The organism is Pseudomonas sp. P2S-1 (assembly GCF_057197725.1).
This window is the reverse complement of record NZ_CM170068.1, coordinates 4,516,984-4,533,251: the sequence shown is the minus strand read 5'-3', so window position 1 is coordinate 4,533,251 and position 16,268 is coordinate 4,516,984. Positions and strand designations below refer to the sequence as shown.

Annotated in this window: 14 protein-coding genes; 11 read left to right on the top strand and 3 right to left on the bottom strand. The window is 64.1% G+C overall.

Annotated elements, in window-relative coordinates:
• Positions 1-71 precede the first annotated feature (71 nt).
• Both AC2CQI_RS20200 and AC2CQI_RS20195 read right to left on the bottom strand, forming a co-directional pair.
• On the bottom strand, positions 72-725 hold the full coding sequence (locus tag AC2CQI_RS20200) for an HAD family hydrolase (protein WP_484580646.1): 654 nt from the start codon (positions 723-725) through the stop codon (positions 72-74).
• Between the two features lie 26 nt (positions 726-751).
• The gene (locus AC2CQI_RS20195; RefSeq protein ID WP_110969890.1) at positions 752-1,300 is read right to left on the bottom strand and encodes a gamma carbonic anhydrase family protein; all 549 of its coding nucleotides are present in this window, start codon (positions 1,298-1,300) and stop codon (positions 752-754) included.
• Positions 1,301-1,391: 91 nt separating this feature from the next.
• Here AC2CQI_RS20195 and prlC point away from each other — a divergent pair, with 91 nt between their 5' ends.
• The 8 genes from prlC (at position 1,392) to AC2CQI_RS20155 (ending at position 11,806) form a co-directional block, all read left to right on the top strand.
• Positions 1,392-3,443 (top strand): oligopeptidase A, encoded by a 2,052-nt coding sequence (prlC, locus tag AC2CQI_RS20190; RefSeq protein WP_484577685.1) that lies wholly within the window; start codon positions 1,392-1,394, stop codon positions 3,441-3,443.
• Positions 3,440-3,706 carry a YheV family putative zinc ribbon protein gene (locus AC2CQI_RS20185; protein WP_075802026.1) on the top strand — a complete coding sequence of 89 codons (267 nt, stop codon included), beginning with the start codon at positions 3,440-3,442 and terminating at the stop codon, positions 3,704-3,706. Before prlC ends, AC2CQI_RS20185 begins: the two co-directional genes overlap by 4 nt.
• 210 nt (positions 3,707-3,916) lie before the next feature.
• Entirely contained in the window at positions 3,917-4,969 is a 1,053-nt protein-coding gene (locus AC2CQI_RS20180; protein ID WP_484577684.1) for a PA0069 family radical SAM protein, read from the top strand.
• 247 nt (positions 4,970-5,216) lie between these two features.
• Positions 5,217-5,939 (top strand): carbonic anhydrase, encoded by a 723-nt coding sequence (locus AC2CQI_RS20175; RefSeq protein ID WP_484577683.1) that lies wholly within the window; start codon positions 5,217-5,219, stop codon positions 5,937-5,939.
• Positions 5,940-6,143: 204 nt separating this feature from the next.
• The gene (locus tag AC2CQI_RS20170) at positions 6,144-7,676 is read left to right on the top strand and encodes a SulP family inorganic anion transporter (protein WP_484577682.1); all 1,533 of its coding nucleotides are present in this window, start codon (positions 6,144-6,146) and stop codon (positions 7,674-7,676) included.
• 117 nt (positions 7,677-7,793) lie between these two features.
• Entirely contained in the window at positions 7,794-8,306 is a 513-nt protein-coding gene (locus AC2CQI_RS20165; protein WP_484577681.1) for a sigma-70 family RNA polymerase sigma factor, read from the top strand.
• A gap of 4 nt (positions 8,307-8,310) precedes the next feature.
• Positions 8,311-9,279 carry a FecR domain-containing protein gene (locus AC2CQI_RS20160; RefSeq protein WP_484577680.1) on the top strand — a complete coding sequence of 323 codons (969 nt, stop codon included), beginning with the start codon at positions 8,311-8,313 and terminating at the stop codon, positions 9,277-9,279.
• A 94-nt stretch (positions 9,280-9,373) separates the two neighbouring features.
• Positions 9,374-11,806, top strand: coding sequence for a TonB-dependent siderophore receptor (locus AC2CQI_RS20155; protein ID WP_075802018.1), 2,433 nt, complete (start codon positions 9,374-9,376; stop codon positions 11,804-11,806).
• Between the two features lie 113 nt (positions 11,807-11,919).
• On the opposite strand, the gene AC2CQI_RS20150 is transcribed toward AC2CQI_RS20155, so the two are convergent.
• Positions 11,920-12,573, bottom strand: a complete 654-nt coding sequence (locus AC2CQI_RS20150) for a hypothetical protein (protein WP_075802017.1) — start codon at positions 12,571-12,573, stop codon at positions 11,920-11,922.
• A gap of 370 nt (positions 12,574-12,943) precedes the next feature.
• On the opposite strand from AC2CQI_RS20150, the gene coxB reads away from it, so the two are divergent.
• Genes coxB through AC2CQI_RS20135 form a run of 3 tightly spaced genes read left to right on the top strand, consistent with a single transcriptional unit; the run spans position 12,944 to position 16,265 of the window.
• Positions 12,944-14,071 carry a cytochrome c oxidase subunit II gene (gene coxB / locus AC2CQI_RS20145; RefSeq protein ID WP_075802016.1) on the top strand — a complete coding sequence of 376 codons (1,128 nt, stop codon included), beginning with the start codon at positions 12,944-12,946 and terminating at the stop codon, positions 14,069-14,071.
• A 16-nt stretch (positions 14,072-14,087) separates the two neighbouring features.
• Positions 14,088-15,680: a cytochrome c oxidase subunit I gene (gene ctaD, locus AC2CQI_RS20140; RefSeq protein ID WP_075802015.1), complete on the top strand. Its 1,593-nt coding sequence runs from the start codon at positions 14,088-14,090 to the stop codon at positions 15,678-15,680.
• 15 nt (positions 15,681-15,695) lie between these two features.
• Positions 15,696-16,265, top strand: a complete 570-nt coding sequence (locus AC2CQI_RS20135) for a cytochrome c oxidase assembly protein (RefSeq protein ID WP_484577679.1) — start codon at positions 15,696-15,698, stop codon at positions 16,263-16,265.
• Positions 16,266-16,268 lie beyond the last annotated feature (3 nt).

Genomic DNA, 16,268 nt, shown 5'->3' with positions numbered 1-16,268 from the left:
GATTTGTGGCGACAACACAATTTTTGGGACCGCTGCGCGGTCCTTCGCGGGCAAGCCACGCTCCTACAGGTTCAGCGGCTGGCCGTGAATGCTGTGTGCATCTGCGCCAGCGTCTTGAAGTGATACGCCGGCTGCTCCGCCACCAACTCTTCCCGGCTACCAAACCCATACCCCACCGCAACTGCTTCCAGCCCGTTGCTGCGCGCGCCGATCAGGTCATGCTTGCGATCACCGATCATCAGGGTCTGCGCCGGATCCAGTCCCTCTTCCGCCAGCAGGTGCCCGATCAGCTCGACCTTGTTGGTCCGCGTCCCATCCAGCTCGCTGCCGTAGATCACCTTGAAGTGCTTGGCAAAGTCGAAATGCCGGGCGATCTCCCGGGCAAACACCCAGGGTTTGGAGGTGGCGATATACAGGGTGCGGCCCTGCCCTTGCAGTTCGCCCAGCAGTTCGCCAACGCCGTCGAACACGCGGTTCTCGTACAGCCCGGTGACCTTGAAACGTTCACGGTAGAAATTCACCGCCTCCCAGGCTTTCGCCTCGTCGAAGCTGTAGAACTGCATGAACGCCTGCAGCAGCGGCGGGCCGATGAAGTGCTCGAGGCGGGTCAGGTCGGGCTCGTCGATGCCGAGCTTGGCCAGGGCGAACTGGATGGAACGGGTGATGCCTTCGCGCGGGTCGGTCAGGGTGCCGTCGAGGTCGAAGAGGATGTTCTGCTGGTGCATGTCGGTCTCGCTGGAAATGGGGGACGTCACTCGGGCTGGTCGTAGCCTTCGGCGAGGTGCTGGTCCTTGAGGCGCACGTAGTTGGCGGCGCTGTAGGGGAAGAACGCGCGTTCCTTGTCGGTCAGCGGCCGCGCCTGCTTCACCGGGCTGCCGACGTAGAGGAAACCGCTTTCCAGGCGCTTGCCCGGCGGCACCAGGCTGCCGGCACCGATGATCACTTCGTCCTCGACGATGGCGCCATCCATGATGGTGCTGCCCATGCCCACCAGGATGCGGTTGCCGAGGGTGCAGCCGTGGAGCATGACCTTGTGGCCGATGGTCACGTCGTCGCCGATCAGCAGCGGGAAGCCGTCGGGGTTGAACGGCCCGGCGTGGGTGATGTGCAGCACGCTGGCGTCCTGCACGCTGGTGCGCGCGCCGATGCGGATGCGGTGCATGTCGCCGCGGATCACCGTCAGCGGCCAGACCGAGCTGTCGTCGCCGATCTCGACATCGCCGATGACCACCGCGCTGCGGTCGACGAAGGCGCGTTCACCGAGCCGGGGCGTGTGCTGCTGGTAGGTGCGAATAGCCATGAATAGGAAACCTCTCTAGCCCTAATTAGCTGCGGGCGACGGCGATTGTAATTAAGATGGCCCGGTGTTTCTTCTGCCAAGGTGTCTAACCGTGAGTGCGAACAACCCGCTTCTGCAGTCCTATGACCTGCCGCCCTTCTCGGCGATCCGTGCCGAGCACGTGCTGCCGGCGATTGAACAGATCCTGGCCGACAACCGCAATGCCATTGCCGAGATTCTCAAGACCCAGGCCAGCAACCCGACCTGGGCCGGCCTGGTGCTGGCGATGGACGAGCTCAACGACCGCCTCGGCGCGGCCTGGAGCCCCGTCAGCCACCTCAACGCCGTGTGCAACAGCGCCGAACTGCGCGAAGCCTACGAGGCCTGCCTGCCGGCCCTGAGCGCCTATTCCACCGAACTGGGGCAGAACCGCGAGCTGTTCCAGGCCTACGAGGCGCTGGCCGCCAGCCCTGAAGCCGCCGGCTTCGACGTAGCGCAGAAAACCATCCTCGAACACGCCCTGCGTGACTTCCGCCTGTCGGGTATCGACCTGCCGCCGGAGCAGCAGAAGCGCTACGCCGAGGTGCAGAGCAAGCTGTCCGAGCTGGGCAGCCGCTTCTCCAACCAGTTGCTCGACGCCACCCAGGCCTGGACCAAGCACGTCACCGATGAAGCCGCCCTCGCCGGCCTGACCGACTCGGCCAAGGCACAAATGGCCGCCGCCGCCCAGGCCAAGGGCCTCGACGGCTGGCTGATCAGCCTGGAATTCCCCAGCTACTACGCGGTGATGACCTACGCCACCGACCGCGCCCTGCGCGAAGAGGTCTACGCCGCGTACTGCACCCGTGCCTCCGACCAGGGCCCGAATGCCGGCCAGTTCGACAACGGCCCAGTGATGCACGACATCCTCGACCTGCGTCAGGAACTGGCCGGGCTGCTCGGCTTCGCCAACTTCGCCGAGCTGAGCCTGGCGACCAAGATGGCCGAATCCAGCGACCAGGTGCTGGGCTTCCTGCGCAACCTGGCGCAGCGCAGCAAACCCTACGCCGCCCAGGACCTGGCCCAGCTCAAGGCCTACGCCGCCGAGCAAGGCTGCGCCGACCTGCAAAGCTGGGACAGCGGTTTCTACGGCGAGAAGCTGCGCGAACAGCGCTACAGCGTCTCCCAGGAAATCCTCCGCGCCTACTTCCCGATCGACAAGGTGCTGTCCGGCCTGTTCGCCATCGTCCAGCGCCTGTACGGCATCGAGATCGCCGAGCAGAAGGGCTTCGACACCTGGCACCCGGACGTGCGTCTGTTCGAGATCAAGGAAAACGGCCAGCATGTCGGGCGCTTCTTCTTCGACCTCTATGCCCGCGCCAACAAGCGTGGCGGTGCCTGGATGGATGGCGCCCGCGACCGTCGCCGCACCGCCGAGGGCGAGCTGCAGAGCCCGGTGGCCAACCTGGTGTGCAACTTCACCCCGGCCGCACCCGGCAAGCCGGCGCTGCTGACCCACGATGAAGTGACCACCCTGTTCCACGAATTCGGTCATGGCCTGCACCACCTGCTGACCCGCATCGAGCATGCGGGCGTGTCCGGCATCAACGGCGTGGCCTGGGATGCGGTCGAGCTGCCGAGTCAGTTCATGGAGAACTGGTGCTGGGAGCCGGAAGGCCTGGCGCTGATCTCCGGTCACTACGAAAGCGGCGAACCGCTGCCCCAGGACCTGCTGGAGAAAATGCTGGCGGCGAAGAACTTCCAGTCCGGCCTGATGATGGTCCGCCAACTGGAGTTCTCGCTGTTCGACTTCGAACTGCATGCCCGCCACGGCGACGGCCGCAGCGTGCTGGAAGTGCTCGAAGGCGTGCGTGACGAGGTATCGGTCATGCGTCCGCCGGCGTACAACCGCTTCCCCAACAGCTTTGCGCATATCTTCGCCGGTGGTTACGCGGCCGGTTACTACAGCTACAAGTGGGCTGAAGTGCTGTCCGCCGACGCCTTCTCGCGCTTCGAGGAAGAAGGTGTACTCAACGCCGAGACCGGCCGGGCCTTCCGTGAAGCGATCCTGGCCCGTGGTGGTTCGCAGGAACCGATGCTGCTGTTCGTCGACTTCCGTGGTCGCGAGCCGTCCATCGACGCCCTGCTGCGCCACAGCGGCCTGAGCGAGGACTTGGCGGCATGACCACGACCAAGAAACGCTTTATCGCCGGGGCGGTCTGCCCGGCGTGTAGCGAGCCGGACAAGTTGAAGATGTGGAGCGTGGATGGCACGCCGCATCGCGAGTGCGTGGCCTGCGGCTTCACTGACACCCTCAACGAGCAGGGCTTGTCGGTGCCGAAGGAGCTGGGCACGCGGGTCAACCAGGATGCACTGAAAGCGCCGAAGCCTGCGGTGCAGACGGTGCAGTTCTTCCCGAATCCGAAGTTGAAGAAGCCTTCGGAGTAGTCGCACGGTCTTCCACAGGGCTGTGCCTTTGCACAAATCCTGTGGGAGCTGGCTTGCCAGCGATTTGGCCGGAACAGACAACATCCTTGTTCATGCCGGCCTCATCGCTGGCAAGCCAGCTCCCACAGGGTTCCGCGTCGCGATAGAAGGCGTGGACGCCAGACTAAAACCTCGATACTGTATAAAAACACAGTATCGAGGTTTTTCGTCATGGTCTCTCCGGTCCGCGGTCGCGGTACTGCCCACAACCCGCACAATCGCTTCGCCCCCAACCGCTCCGTGGTCGAGGACGACGGCTGGTACCAGGAAGTGCCCATGACTCAGGGCACCGAGATCCGCATCGAAACCGCGAAAACCATCATCACCCGCAACACCTCGCCGGACCTGCCCTTCGACCGCTCCATCAATCCCTACCGCGGCTGCGAGCACGGCTGCATCTACTGCTATGCGCGACCGAGCCACGCCTACTGGGACCTGTCTCCCGGCCTGGATTTCGAAACCCGGCTGATCGCCAAGACCAACGCTGCCGCCGTGCTGGAGCAGCAACTGTCCAAGCCCGGCTACGTGTGTGCGCCTATCAACCTGGGCTCCAACACCGATCCCTACCAGCCGATCGAACGCGAGCAGCAACTGACCCGGCGCCTGCTGGAGGTGCTGCTGCGCTACCGCCATCCAGTGACCATCGTCACCAAGGGCTCGCTGATCCTGCGCGACCTCGACCTGCTCAGCGAGCTGGCGAAGCAGCGCCTGGTGTCGGTGATGATCAGCCTGACCACCCTCGACGACGAACTGAAACGCACCCTCGAACCGCGCGCCGCCGCACCCAAGGCCCGCTTGCGGGCGATCCGGGTGATGCGCGAGGCGGGGATTCCGGTGGGGGTGCTGTGCTCGCCGATGATCCCGGCCATCAACGACAGCGAGATGGAACGCTTGCTCGAAGCGGCCAGCGAAGCCGGCGCCTTGAGCGCGGCCTATATGCTGCTGCGCCTGCCGCTGGAAGTGGCGCCGCTGTTCGAGCAGTGGCTGCAGGATCATTATCCGCAACGCGCCGCCCATGTGCTCAGCCTGGTCCGTCAGAGCCGCGGTGGTGAGCTCTACGACAGCCGTTTCGGCACGCGCATGCGCGGTGAAGGCGTATTTGCCGACTTGCTGGCGCAACGGTTCGACAAGGCCATTCGCCGCTTCGGACTGAACCGCAGGAGTGGTTATTCGCTGGATTGCTCGGCCTTCTGTCCGCCGGGCGGTCAGCTGTCTTTGTTGTAAAAACAATAATGGCCATTGGCGATTGATGTTTTTTTGATACTATGGAAAACCCGCCAAAAGCTTCTGGAACGCCCGTTCTAGAGCCTTCCGAATTCAGTTTGAGTTAAGTTTCGCCACGTAGCGTAAGAATTCAGACGGCCAGAAATGTGATTTGTTGACTACATCTGTAATCCAAGTGACGTAAGCCTGTCTGATCTTTAAACCGGTAAAATGGACTTACCTACGAACCCGTCAAAGAGGATGCATCATGTCGAACAAGGAACCCTCTCCGACCGGCCCGGCTACTCCTGAAGCCGAGACTGCCGATGGCGCCCTGAAACATATCGTCGATGGCTTTCTGCGTTTCCATCACGAAGTCTTCCCTGAACAGGAAGAGCTGTTCAAGAAGCTCGCTACCGCGCAGAAGCCGCGGGCCATGTTCATTACCTGCGCCGATTCGCGGATCGTTCCCGAACTGATTACCCAGAGCTCGCCCGGCGACCTTTTCGTGACCCGCAACGTGGGCAACGTGGTGCCGCCCTACGGGCAGATGAACGGTGGCGTGTCGACGGCGATCGAGTACGCGGTCATGGCCCTGGGCGTGCACCACATCATCATCTGCGGTCACTCCGATTGCGGCGCGATGCGTGCGGTACTCAACCCGCAGTCGCTGGAGAAGATGCCGACGGTCAAGGCCTGGTTGCGCCACGCCGAAGTGGCGCGCACCGTGGTCGAGGACAACTGCCAGTGCGGCACCGAGCACGAGAGCATGCAGGTCCTGACCCGCGAGAACGTGATCGCCCAGCTCCATCACCTGCGCACCCACCCGTCGGTGGCCTCGCGCCTGGCGGCTGGCCAGTTGTATATCCATGGCTGGATCTACAACATCGAAACCAGCGAAATCTCCGCCTACGACGCCGAAAGCGACGCCTTCCTGCCGCTGACCCGCGGCGAGCCGATTCCAAGCGCTACCCCGAAAGGCCGTTACTGAGCCTGTCCGCAACACCTGACAATCGCTGACGCAACCCACCACAGCCCGCTGCCCGCGGCGCTGTGGACGGGCGTCGGCTGCCTTTGAAAACGTTTTGATGCCTTGCCGCAGCGTCGGCGGTTTCCGGCTGCCCGCGATTCGGGCGGCGCCCCGACGCCTGCGTAAAAGAGTGGCCAGAGGAATGGCCTGAAAAAGGAGAACAGGATGAACATGACGCACTTCAAAGCGGCCCTGCCGCGGGACTTGCTGGCTTCGGTGGTGGTGTTCCTGGTGGCCCTGCCACTGTGCATGGGGATCGCCATCGCCTCCGGCATGCCGCCGGCCAAGGGCCTGATCACCGGGATCGTCGGCGGTCTGCTGGTGGGCTGGCTGGCCGGTTCGCCGTTGCAGGTCAGCGGCCCGGCGGCGGGCCTGGCGGTATTGGTCTTCGAACTGGTGCGCACCCATGGCATGGCCATGCTCGGGCCGATCCTGCTGCTGGCGGGCTTGCTGCAATTGCTCGCCGGACGCTTTCGCCTCGGCTGCTGGTTCCGGGTCACGGCGCCGGCGGTGGTATACGGGATGCTTGCCGGTATCGGCGTGCTGATCGTGCTGTCCCAGGTGCATGTGATGTTCGACAGCGCGCCGTTGCCCTCGGGGCTGGAGAACCTGATCGGCTTCCCGGCCGTGGTCGGCGAGGCACTGCCGATCGAGTCGGCCGGCAACGGTTGGCAGGCCGGTGCGCTCGGGCTTGGGACCATCGCGGTGATGTGGGGCTGGGAACGCGTCAAGCCGAAAACCCTGCGCTTCGTGCCCGGTGCCTTGCTCGGTGTCAGTGCGATGACCTTGCTGAGTATTGGCCTCGATCTGTCGGTAAACCGCGTCGAAGTACCGGCCAACCTGACGGAAGCCATCGACTGGCTGCGCCCCGCTGACCTGATGGCCCTGGCCGATCCGGCCCTGCTGGTTGCCGCTTTCGCCCTGGCCTTTATCGCCAGTGCCGAAACCTTGCTGTCGGCGGCCGCAGTGGACCGCATGCACAGCGGCCAGCGCTCGGACTTCGACCGCGAACTCTCGGCGCAGGGCGTGGGCAACATGATCTGCGGCGTGCTCGGCGCCTTGCCGATGACCGGAGTGATCGTGCGCAGTTCGGCCAACGTCCAGGCCGGTGCGATCACGCGGATGTCGGCGATCTTCCACGGTGCCTGGCTGCTGGCCTTCGTGGTCCTGCTGGGCAGCTTGCTGCAGCAGATTCCGGTGGCGAGCCTGGCGGGTGTGCTCGTGTTCACCGGGGTCAAGCTGGTGGACCTGAAGGCCTTCCGCGGGTTGGGTCGCTATGGCCGCATGCCGATGTTCGTCTACGCAGCGACGGCGCTGGCCATCGTCTTCACCGACCTGCTGACCGGTGTGTTGCTGGGCTTCGCCCTGACCCTGGTGAAGCTGGCGCTGAAGGCCGCACGGCTGAAGATCAGCGTCAGCAGCCTGGAGCGCAAGGGCCATATGGAACTGCGCCTGAGCGGCGCGGCGACCTTCCTCAAGGTTCCGGCCCTGACCCAGGCGCTGGACGGCATTCCAGCGGGCACCACCCTGCATGTGCCGCTGGCCAACCTGAGCTATATCGACCATGCCTGCCTTGAGCTGCTGGAAGACTGGGGCCGGGCCAATGCGGGTAATGGATCGCGGCTGGTGATCGAGTCGCGCCGCCTGAAACGCCGGGTCGAAGGCCGCGTGCGGACTACCGCAGGGCTGGGAACCTGACCCCGTTCTGACGACCAATGGCACCGCCCTGCTCTTCACGCGCATTGCAGGCGGTGCCATCACTCACCTATTATCAAGAATCAATACCATTTGCATCGTCTCCTGCGCGGACCTTTCATGCCTTCCCCTGCCCAGACTCTCTACGTTCGACACTCCCCGTGGCTGCTGACGTTCCTGCGTCGCCGCCTGGGCAATGGCTGGGATGCCGCGGACCTTCTGCATGACACCTTCCTGCGCGTGCTACGCCGGCCGGTGGCGTTCGACAGCCAGACCGGCGAGCGCTCGTACCTTGCGACCATCGCCAAGGGCCTGTGCATCGATCATTGGCGCCATACCCGGCTGGAAAAGGCCTGGCGCGAAAGCCTGGCGTTGCAGCCCGAGGCGTTGCAGCCATCGGCCGAGCACACCGCCCTGGTGATCGAAACCCTGGTCGAGGTGGACGCCATGCTCATGCGCCTGCCGGCCAAGGTCCGCGAGGCGTTTCTCCTGGCCCAGGTCGAGGGCATCACCTACGGGGTGATCGCCGAGCGGCTGGAAGTCAGCGAGCGCATGGTCAAGAAATACATGGCCCAGGCCTTCCTCCATTGCGCCGTGCTCGAAGCCGAGCTCGACGGCGTGCTGGTGGAGTAAGGCGATGCGCGCAGCCCAGGAAAAACTCAGCCACGCCAGCCTTGAACACGCCGCCCAGTGGTACGTGCGGTTGCTGGAAGAAGGCGACCAGAACGGCGTTCGCGAACAATGGCAGAGCTGGTTCGATCAGCACGCCGAACACCAGGCCGCCTGGCGCTACATGGAACGGGTCGGCGAGCGCTTCGCGCCGCTGCGCAGCGAAGGCGAGCGGGCGGGCCGGGTACTGCGCGAGCGCGGCCCGGCGCGCGTGGGCCGGCGGCAGACGGTGAAATCCATGCTGGTCCTGGCGCTGGGCTCGACGGCCGGTTTCGGCGGCTGGCAGGCCGCGTCGCGCAATGGCTGGACCGCCGACCTGCACACCGGCACCGGCGAGAACCGCAAGGTTGCCCTGGCCGACGGCAGCACCCTTTGGCTGGGGGCGCAGACGGCCCTGGATACCCGCTTCGATGCCCGCCAGCGCCTGCTCGACCTGCGCTTCGGCGAGGTGCTGCTGCACTCGACGGTGCAGGACCGCCGCCCCTTGCTCCTGGAAACCGGCGCCGGCCTGTTGCAGATGGCGGCGACGCCGGTGCGCGTGGCCCTGCGCTATGCCGAAGGCCATGCCTGGATGAACGTCTACCAGGGCCAGGTCGAGCTTTTCACCCGCACCGGCGCCCGCGCGTTGATCGAGGCGGGCCAGCGGATCGACTTCACGGCCTTGGCTGTTTCGCCTGCGGCGCCCGCCCAGGTGGCAGGCGAGTCGTGGATCCGCAACCGGCTGACTGCCGAAGCCATGCCCCTGGCCGACCTGATCGATGCACTGGGTCGCTACCGCCCGGGTCATCTCGGTGTACATCCGGAACTGGCCAGCCTCGCGGTGATGGGCACCTTCCCCCTCGATGACACCGACCACGCCCTGCGCTTGCTGGAGGCGGCGCTGCCGATCCGGGTCAAGCGTATGACCGACTGGTGGGTGACGGTCGAGCCCGCCTGAAACTATTTTTCGGTGGGCGGTTCCCCTTTTTGCGCGTCATCCGGTTCAACCGCAGAACCCTCTCATTGACCCCATGAACACAACAGGGACTGCCATGTCGTCGCCCCGCTCCTGCGTGTTGGCCCTCGTGCCGATGACCTTCCTCACCTTCGCTCCACTGGCCCTGCTGCCCGCCGCCGTCCAGGCTGCCCAGGCCAGCACCCGGGTGCAGACCTTCCATGTCGCGGCCGGCAGCCTGAGCGCCGTGCTCAACGATTTCAGCAGCCAGGCCGGGATCTATCTGGCCGGCAGCGACAGCCTGGCGGCCGGCAAGCGCAGCGCCGGGCTGGACGGTGACTACAGCGTCGAGCAGGCGCTGCTGCTGTTGCTCGGCGGCTCGGGGCTGGTGGCCGTGCCGCAGGGGGCCGGTGGCTACGTGCTGCAGCCGGCGCCGCAAGGTGGCTCGGTGCAACTGGACGCCACCTCGATCAACGCCCAGGGCCTGGCCGACAGCTACGGCCAGGACGACAAGGGCTACCGCGCCACCCACTCGGCGACGGCGAGCAAGACCAGCACTGCGCTGGCCGACACCCCGCGCTCGGTCTCGGTGGTCACCCGCCAGCGCATGGAGGACCAGCAATCCCAGAGCCTGACCGAAGTCCTCGGCTACGTGCCGGGCATCTTCGCGCCGCCGTTCGCGGCGGGTGACGGCGGTGCGGGCGACCTGTTCTTCATCCGTGGTTTCAACGCCACCGACTACGGCTACGGCCTGTTGCGCGACGGCCTGCGGGTGCAGGGCAACCGCTATGACACCACCAGCGAGCCCTACGGCCTGGAACGCATCGAAGTGTTCCGCGGCCCGACCTCGATCCTCTACGGCGAGAACGCCCCGGGTGGCGTGGTCAACATGGTCAGCAAGCGGCCGACGGCCGAGTCCCGTGGCGAGGTGCAGCTGAGCTACGGCTCCAACGAGCGGCGCCAGTTGGGCATCGACGTATCCGGGCCGCTGACGGACAACGGCAATGTGCTGGGCCGCCTGGTAATGCTCGGACGCAAGTCGGGGACCCAGGTCGATCATCAGCCGGATGACCGGATCTACATCGCACCGTCCCTGACCCTGAACTTCGACGAGCAGAACGACCTGACCCTGCTCGCCACCTACCAGCGTGACCGCACCTTGATGGAGCTGGGCTACCCGGCTGCCGGCACCCTGCTGCACAACCCCAACGGCAAGATCAGCAAGCACGCGCTGCTGGGCAATCCGGACTGGGACAACTTCGAGCGTGAGGTCTGGACCCTCGGCTATGAATTCCACCACCAGTTCAACGACGACTGGCAGTACCGGCAGAACTCGCGCTACATGCAGTCGCGCATCGACCGCCAGGAAATCTGGCCGGGCAGCCTGAACAACGGCGGCTTCGGCACCACGGTGAACAACACCGCCTATGACCGCTACAACAAGTCCATCGCCTACTCGCTGGACAACCAGGTCGAAGGGCACTTCAACGTTGGCGCGCTGGAAAACACCCTGCTGGTCGGCGCCAGCCTCGACCGCACCTCGTTCAACCAGGACTGGAATGCCGGCTTCGGCGGCACGGTGAACGTGTTCAACCCGGTGTACACCGGTGATCCGGTGACCTCGACGCGGGTTCAGGATGCGTTGCTGGAGCAGACCATGTATGGCGTCTACAGCCAGATCCAGACCCGTCTGGACAACTGGGTGATGCTGCTGGGCGGGCGCTATGACCGGGTCAACAGCTCGTTCCGCAACCGTCGCGGCACGCTCAATGCCGCAGCGGACCTGGACTACTGGGATGGCCAGTTCACCTGGCAGACCGGCCTGATGTACCAGTTCGACAACGGCGTTTCGCCTTACGTCAGCTACTCCACCGCGTACAACCCGACCCAACAGGTGTCGAGCGCATCCGGCCCTCTGGACCCGACCCTCAGCGAGCAGTACGAAGTCGGTGTGAAGTACGAGCCGAAGGGCTGGAACACCCTGATCAGCGCCTCGGTCTACGACCTGCGCAAGAAGGATGATTCGCTTTACGACAGCGCCACCGGCGACTACCGCAATATCGGGCGCAGCCGGGCCAAGGGTGTCGAGCTGGAGCTGAACAGCGATGTCACCGAGAACATCAACGTGACGGCGGCCTACACCTACACGGATTCGCGGGTGACCAAGGACGTGGCCGGGTCGTTGCTGGAAGACCATCAGGTGACCGGCGTGCCGCGCAACCAGGCGTCGGTGTGGGGCACCTATCGCTTCCTGGATGGACAGTTGAAAGGGCTGAAGCTGGGCGCAGGTGTGCGTCACTTCGACAGCACCTTCGCGTACACCAGCCCGTCGCTGTACGGCAAGCTGGATACCGGGGACGTGACCCTGGTGGATGCAACCGTTGGCTATCAACTGAACGCGCATTGGTCGGCGGAAGTGAACGCACGCAACCTGTTCGACCAGGAGTATGTGGCCGGTTGCAACAATGCCGGGCGTTGCTACTGGGGTGAAGAGCGGACGGTATTGGGAACGGTCAGTTACAACTGGTAAGGCCTTGCTGGCCCTATCGCTGGCAAGCCAGCTCCCACAGGTTCGGCGGTGCACGCGATCCCTGTGGGAGCTGGCTTGCCAGCGATGAGGCCATCAGCCTCGACAAAGAAATATCAGGCGGGTTGTTGTTGACCCAGCTCCAACCCCACCCCCAACTGCCGGGACAGGCAAGGCCAGCGTTTCCACGCCGCGCCTGTTTCAGGGCTGCTCAGTTTCTCGCGATAGGCTTCCACCGATTCCAGGGCGAAGCTCTCGTCGTCGAGCATGTTGTCCAGCGAGTGATGCACCACTTCATCCAGCTGGTTGGCGAATGCCTCGCCGATGAGTTGATGGGCAATCAGGTTGGCAACCGTGGTGTCCACGGGGATCAGCGGTTGCTGGAAATGCTTGATGTACAGGTCGTTGACTTCTTCCACCAGGCGATGCGCCAGGTAGGCTTCATCCAGCAGGCTGTCCAGGCCGACATGGCCAGTCATGATCTGCGGCGGGGCGATGAAATACGCTTCGGCGATTTTCAGCACCGGTTTGATCTGCGATTCGATTCCGGCTTCGCGGGCAACGGTATTGGCGGCTTCCAGCAGCTCGGGTACCTGGTCGATGTAAGCGTTGACGAAACGGTTCAACGCACCCTGGGCGTCCTGCTCGGGCAGTTGGATCAGCGGGTGAAGGTGGGGCAATTGCACTGCAAGTTGATTTTTGAGTTGGCCGGTTTGGGCCTCGTGTTCTTGTGCTTGGGTGATCTGCTCGCGCAATGCGGCAATGTTCATGACAACTCCAGGGACAGCCAGTGACAAAACGGAAACCACTAAATTAGTCCTATTTTGTTATCGGTTAAGACCTATTTCTCATAACGCTTATGCCGTTTTGCCTGCTTGCGTTATATCACTGTGCCATCACCCTTATAAGTCAATGTCTTACAGCGTTTCGCGCTGATCGCCCAAGGCTCAACAGCCCTTTTCCGCCGCGTCGTTGCGCGCTTTCGACCCCTGTCTATACTCCGGTTTGAGTGAAATCTGGCTGATGAGGCCCCGCCTGCAGTGCAGCGGGGGGCCGCCGTCGAAGTCCGCAGTCTTGACGCCGTGCCCCCTGCCGTAGGCCCCGCCTCCGGGATAACAAGAACGATAAGGGGAACCCGCAATGAAGCGACATCCACATGTCTGGATGGGGCTGCTGCTGTGGTCGTTGTTCGCTCCGGCGCACGCCGCCTGGACCGTGAACATGGCCCCGGGGGCAACCGAAGTCAGCAACGCCGTGTTCGACCTGCACATGACCATCTTCTGGATCTGCGTGGTGATCGGCCTCGTGGTATTCGGCGCGATGTTCTGGTCGATGATCATCCACCGTCGCTCCACCGGGCAGCAGCCCGCGCATTTCCACGAGCACACCTGGGTGGAAATCATGTGGACCGTGGTGCCCTTCCTGATCCTGGTGGCCATGGCCATTCCGGCGACCAAGACCCTGATCGACATCTACGACGCCAGCGAGTCGGACGTGGATATCCAGGTCACCGGCTACCAGTGGAAATGGCACTACAAGTACCTGGGCCAGGACGTCGAGTTCTTCAGCAACCTGGCAACGCCCGCCGAGCAGATCCACGGCAAGGCACCCAAGGACGAACACTATCTCCTCGAAGTCGACCAGCCGCTGGTGTTGCCGGTGGGCGCCAAGGTGCGCTTCCTGGTTACCGCCGCCGACGTCATCCACTCCTGGTGGGTGCCGGCCTTCGCGGTCAAGCGCGACGCCATTCCCGGCTTCGTCAACGAGGCCTGGACCCGGGTCGAGAAGCCCGGCATCTACCGCGGCCAGTGCACCGAGCTGTGCGGCAAGGACCACGGCTTCATGCCGGTGGTGGTCGAGGTCAAGTCCAAGGAGGACTACGAGGCCTGGCTCGGCGAGCGCAAGGCCGAGGCGGCCAAGCTGAAAGAGCTGACCAGCAAGGAATGGACCCTGCAGGAACTGGTCGAGCGCGGTGACAAGGTCTACCACACCACCTGCGTCGCCTGTCACCAGGCCGAAGGCCAGGGCCTGCCGCCGATGTTCCCGGCGCTCAAGGGCTCGAAGATCGCCACCGGCCCCAAGGAAGATCACTTGAACCTGGTGTTCCACGGCAAGCCCGGCACCGCCATGGCGGCGTTCGGCAAGCAACTCTCGGAAGTCGATCTGGCCGCCGTCGTCACCTACGAACGCAACGCCTGGGGCAACAACAAGGGCGACATGGTCACGCCGAAAGACGTGCTGGCGATCAAACAGGCGGAAAGCAAATGAGCCGAGGAGACAGGACATGAGCACAGTGATCGACGACCACGGTCATGCCGGGCATGACCACGCCCACGGCCCGGCCAAGGGCCTGATGCGCTGGGTGCTGACGACCAACCACAAGGACATCGGCTCGATGTACCTGTGGTTCGCCTTCTGCGCCTTCCTGCTGGGCGGCTCCTTCGCCATGGTGATCCGCGCCGAGCTGTTCCAGCCCGGCCTGCAGATCGTCGAGCCGGCATTCTTCAACCAGATGACCACCATGCACGGCCTGGTGATGGTCTTCGGCGCGGTGATGCCGGCCTTCGTCGGCCTGGCCAACTGGATGATCCCGCTGATGATCGGCGCGCCGGACATGGCCCTGCCGCGGATGAACAACTTCAGCTTCTGGCTGCTGCCGGCGGCCTTCGGCCTGCTGGTCTCGACCCTGTTCATGCCCGGCGGCGGGCCGAACTTCGGCTGGACCTTCTACGCGCCGCTCTCCACCACCTACGCGCCGGAAAGCGTGACCTTCTTCATCTTCGCCATCCACCTGATGGGTATCAGCTCGATCATGGGGGCGATCAACGTGATCGCCACCATCCTCAACCTGCGCGCCCCCGGCATGACCCTGATGAAGATGCCGCTGTTCGTCTGGACCTGGCTGATCACCGCGTTCCTGCTGATCGCGGTGATGCCGGTGCTGGCCGGGGTGGTGACCATGATGCTGATGGATATCCACTTCGGCACCAGTTTCTTCAGCGCCGCCGGTGGCGGTGACCCGGTGCTGTTCCAGCATGTGTTCTGGTTCTTCGGGCACCCCGAGGTGTACATCATGATCCTGCCGGCCTTCGGCGCGGTCAGCTCGATCATCCCGGCGTTCTCGCGCAAGCCGCTGTTCGGCTACACCTCGATGGTCTACGCCACCGGGGCGATCGCCTTCCTGTCGTTCATCGTCTGGGCCCACCACATGTTCGTGGTCGGCATCCCGGTGGTGGGCGAGCTGTTCTTCATGTACGCCACCATGCTGATCGCCGTGCCCACCGGGGTGAAGGTGTTCAACTGGGTGAGCACCATGTGGGAAGGCTCGCTGACCTTCGAGACACCGATGCTGTTCGCGATCGCCTTCGTCATCCTGTTCACCATCGGCGGCTTCTCCGGGCTGATGCTGGCCATCGCCCCGGCGGACTTCCAGTACCACGACACCTACTTCGTGGTCGCCCACTTCCACTACGTGCTGGTGCCCGGGGCGATCTTCGGTATCTTCGCCTCGGCCTACTACTGGCTGCCCAAGTGGACCGGGCACATGTACGACGAAACCCTCGGCAAGCTGCATTTCTGGCTGTCGTTCGTCGGCATGAACCTGGCCTTCTTCCCGATGCACTTCGTCGGCCTGGCCGGCATGCCGCGGCGGATTCCCGACTACAACCTGCAGTTCGCCGACTTCAACATGATCAGCTCGGTCGGCGCCTTCATGTTTGGCACCACCCAACTGCTGTTCCTGTTCATCGTCATCAAGTGCATCCGTGGCGGCGAGCCGGCGCCGGCCAAGCCGTGGGATGGCGCCGATGGCCTGGAGTGGACGATTCCGTCGCCGGCGCCCTACCACACCTTCCAGACACCACCGGAAGTGAAATAAAGGAGGGCCGCGGTCATGAGCGAGGGCATCTCGATCAAGCGCCTGGTCACCCGCCTGCTGATGCTGGCGGTGGTGATGTTCGCCTTCGGCTTCGCCCTGGTGCCGATCTACGACGTGATGTGCCGGGCGTTCGGCATCAACGGCAAGACCGGCGGCCAGTACGAGGGCAGCCAGGTGGTGGATCCGGGGCGTTCGGTGAAGGTGCAGTTCCTCTCCACCAATGCCATCGACATGGTCTGGGACTTCTACTCCACCGCCGACCAGATCGACGTCAACCCGGGGGCGGTGAACCAGATGATCTTCGTCGCCCACAACCCCACCGACAAACCCATGACCGCCCAGGCCATCCCGAGCATTTCCCCGGCCGAGGCGGCGGCGTATTTCCACAAGACCGAATGCTTCTGCTTCAGCCAGCAGGTGCTGCAGCCGGGTGAGCGCATCGAAATGCCGGTGCGTTTCATCGTCGACCGCGACCTGCCCAAGGATGTGAAACACCTGACCCTTGCCTACACGCTGTTCGATATCACCGCTCGCCAGCCGCCGGTCGCCCAGGTGACCCACCCGAACCCGCAGAGCGCCCGATAAGGA

Excerpts from the sequence above, each read along its gene's own strand:
- AC2CQI_RS20200 (WP_484580646.1), bottom strand. The coding sequence starts at position 725 with ATGCACCAGCAGAACATCCTCTTCGACCTCGACGGCACCCTGACCGAC.
- AC2CQI_RS20195 (WP_110969890.1), bottom strand. The coding sequence starts at position 1,300 with ATGGCTATTCGCACCTACCAGCAGCACACGCCCCGGCTCGGTGAACGC.
- AC2CQI_RS20185 (WP_075802026.1), top strand. The coding sequence starts at position 3,440 with ATGACCACGACCAAGAAACGCTTTATCGCCGGGGCGGTCTGCCCGGCG.
- AC2CQI_RS20180 (WP_484577684.1), top strand. The coding sequence starts at position 3,917 with ATGGTCTCTCCGGTCCGCGGTCGCGGTACTGCCCACAACCCGCACAAT.
- AC2CQI_RS20175 (WP_484577683.1), top strand. The coding sequence starts at position 5,217 with ATGTCGAACAAGGAACCCTCTCCGACCGGCCCGGCTACTCCTGAAGCC.
- AC2CQI_RS20170 (WP_484577682.1), top strand. The coding sequence starts at position 6,144 with ATGAACATGACGCACTTCAAAGCGGCCCTGCCGCGGGACTTGCTGGCT.
- AC2CQI_RS20165 (WP_484577681.1), top strand. The coding sequence starts at position 7,794 with ATGCCTTCCCCTGCCCAGACTCTCTACGTTCGACACTCCCCGTGGCTG.
- AC2CQI_RS20160 (WP_484577680.1), top strand. The coding sequence starts at position 8,311 with ATGCGCGCAGCCCAGGAAAAACTCAGCCACGCCAGCCTTGAACACGCC.
- AC2CQI_RS20155 (WP_075802018.1), top strand. The coding sequence starts at position 9,374 with ATGTCGTCGCCCCGCTCCTGCGTGTTGGCCCTCGTGCCGATGACCTTC.
- AC2CQI_RS20150 (WP_075802017.1), bottom strand. The coding sequence starts at position 12,573 with ATGAACATTGCCGCATTGCGCGAGCAGATCACCCAAGCACAAGAACAC.
- coxB (WP_075802016.1), top strand. The coding sequence starts at position 12,944 with ATGAAGCGACATCCACATGTCTGGATGGGGCTGCTGCTGTGGTCGTTG.
- ctaD (WP_075802015.1), top strand. The coding sequence starts at position 14,088 with ATGAGCACAGTGATCGACGACCACGGTCATGCCGGGCATGACCACGCC.
- AC2CQI_RS20135 (WP_484577679.1), top strand. The coding sequence starts at position 15,696 with ATGAGCGAGGGCATCTCGATCAAGCGCCTGGTCACCCGCCTGCTGATG.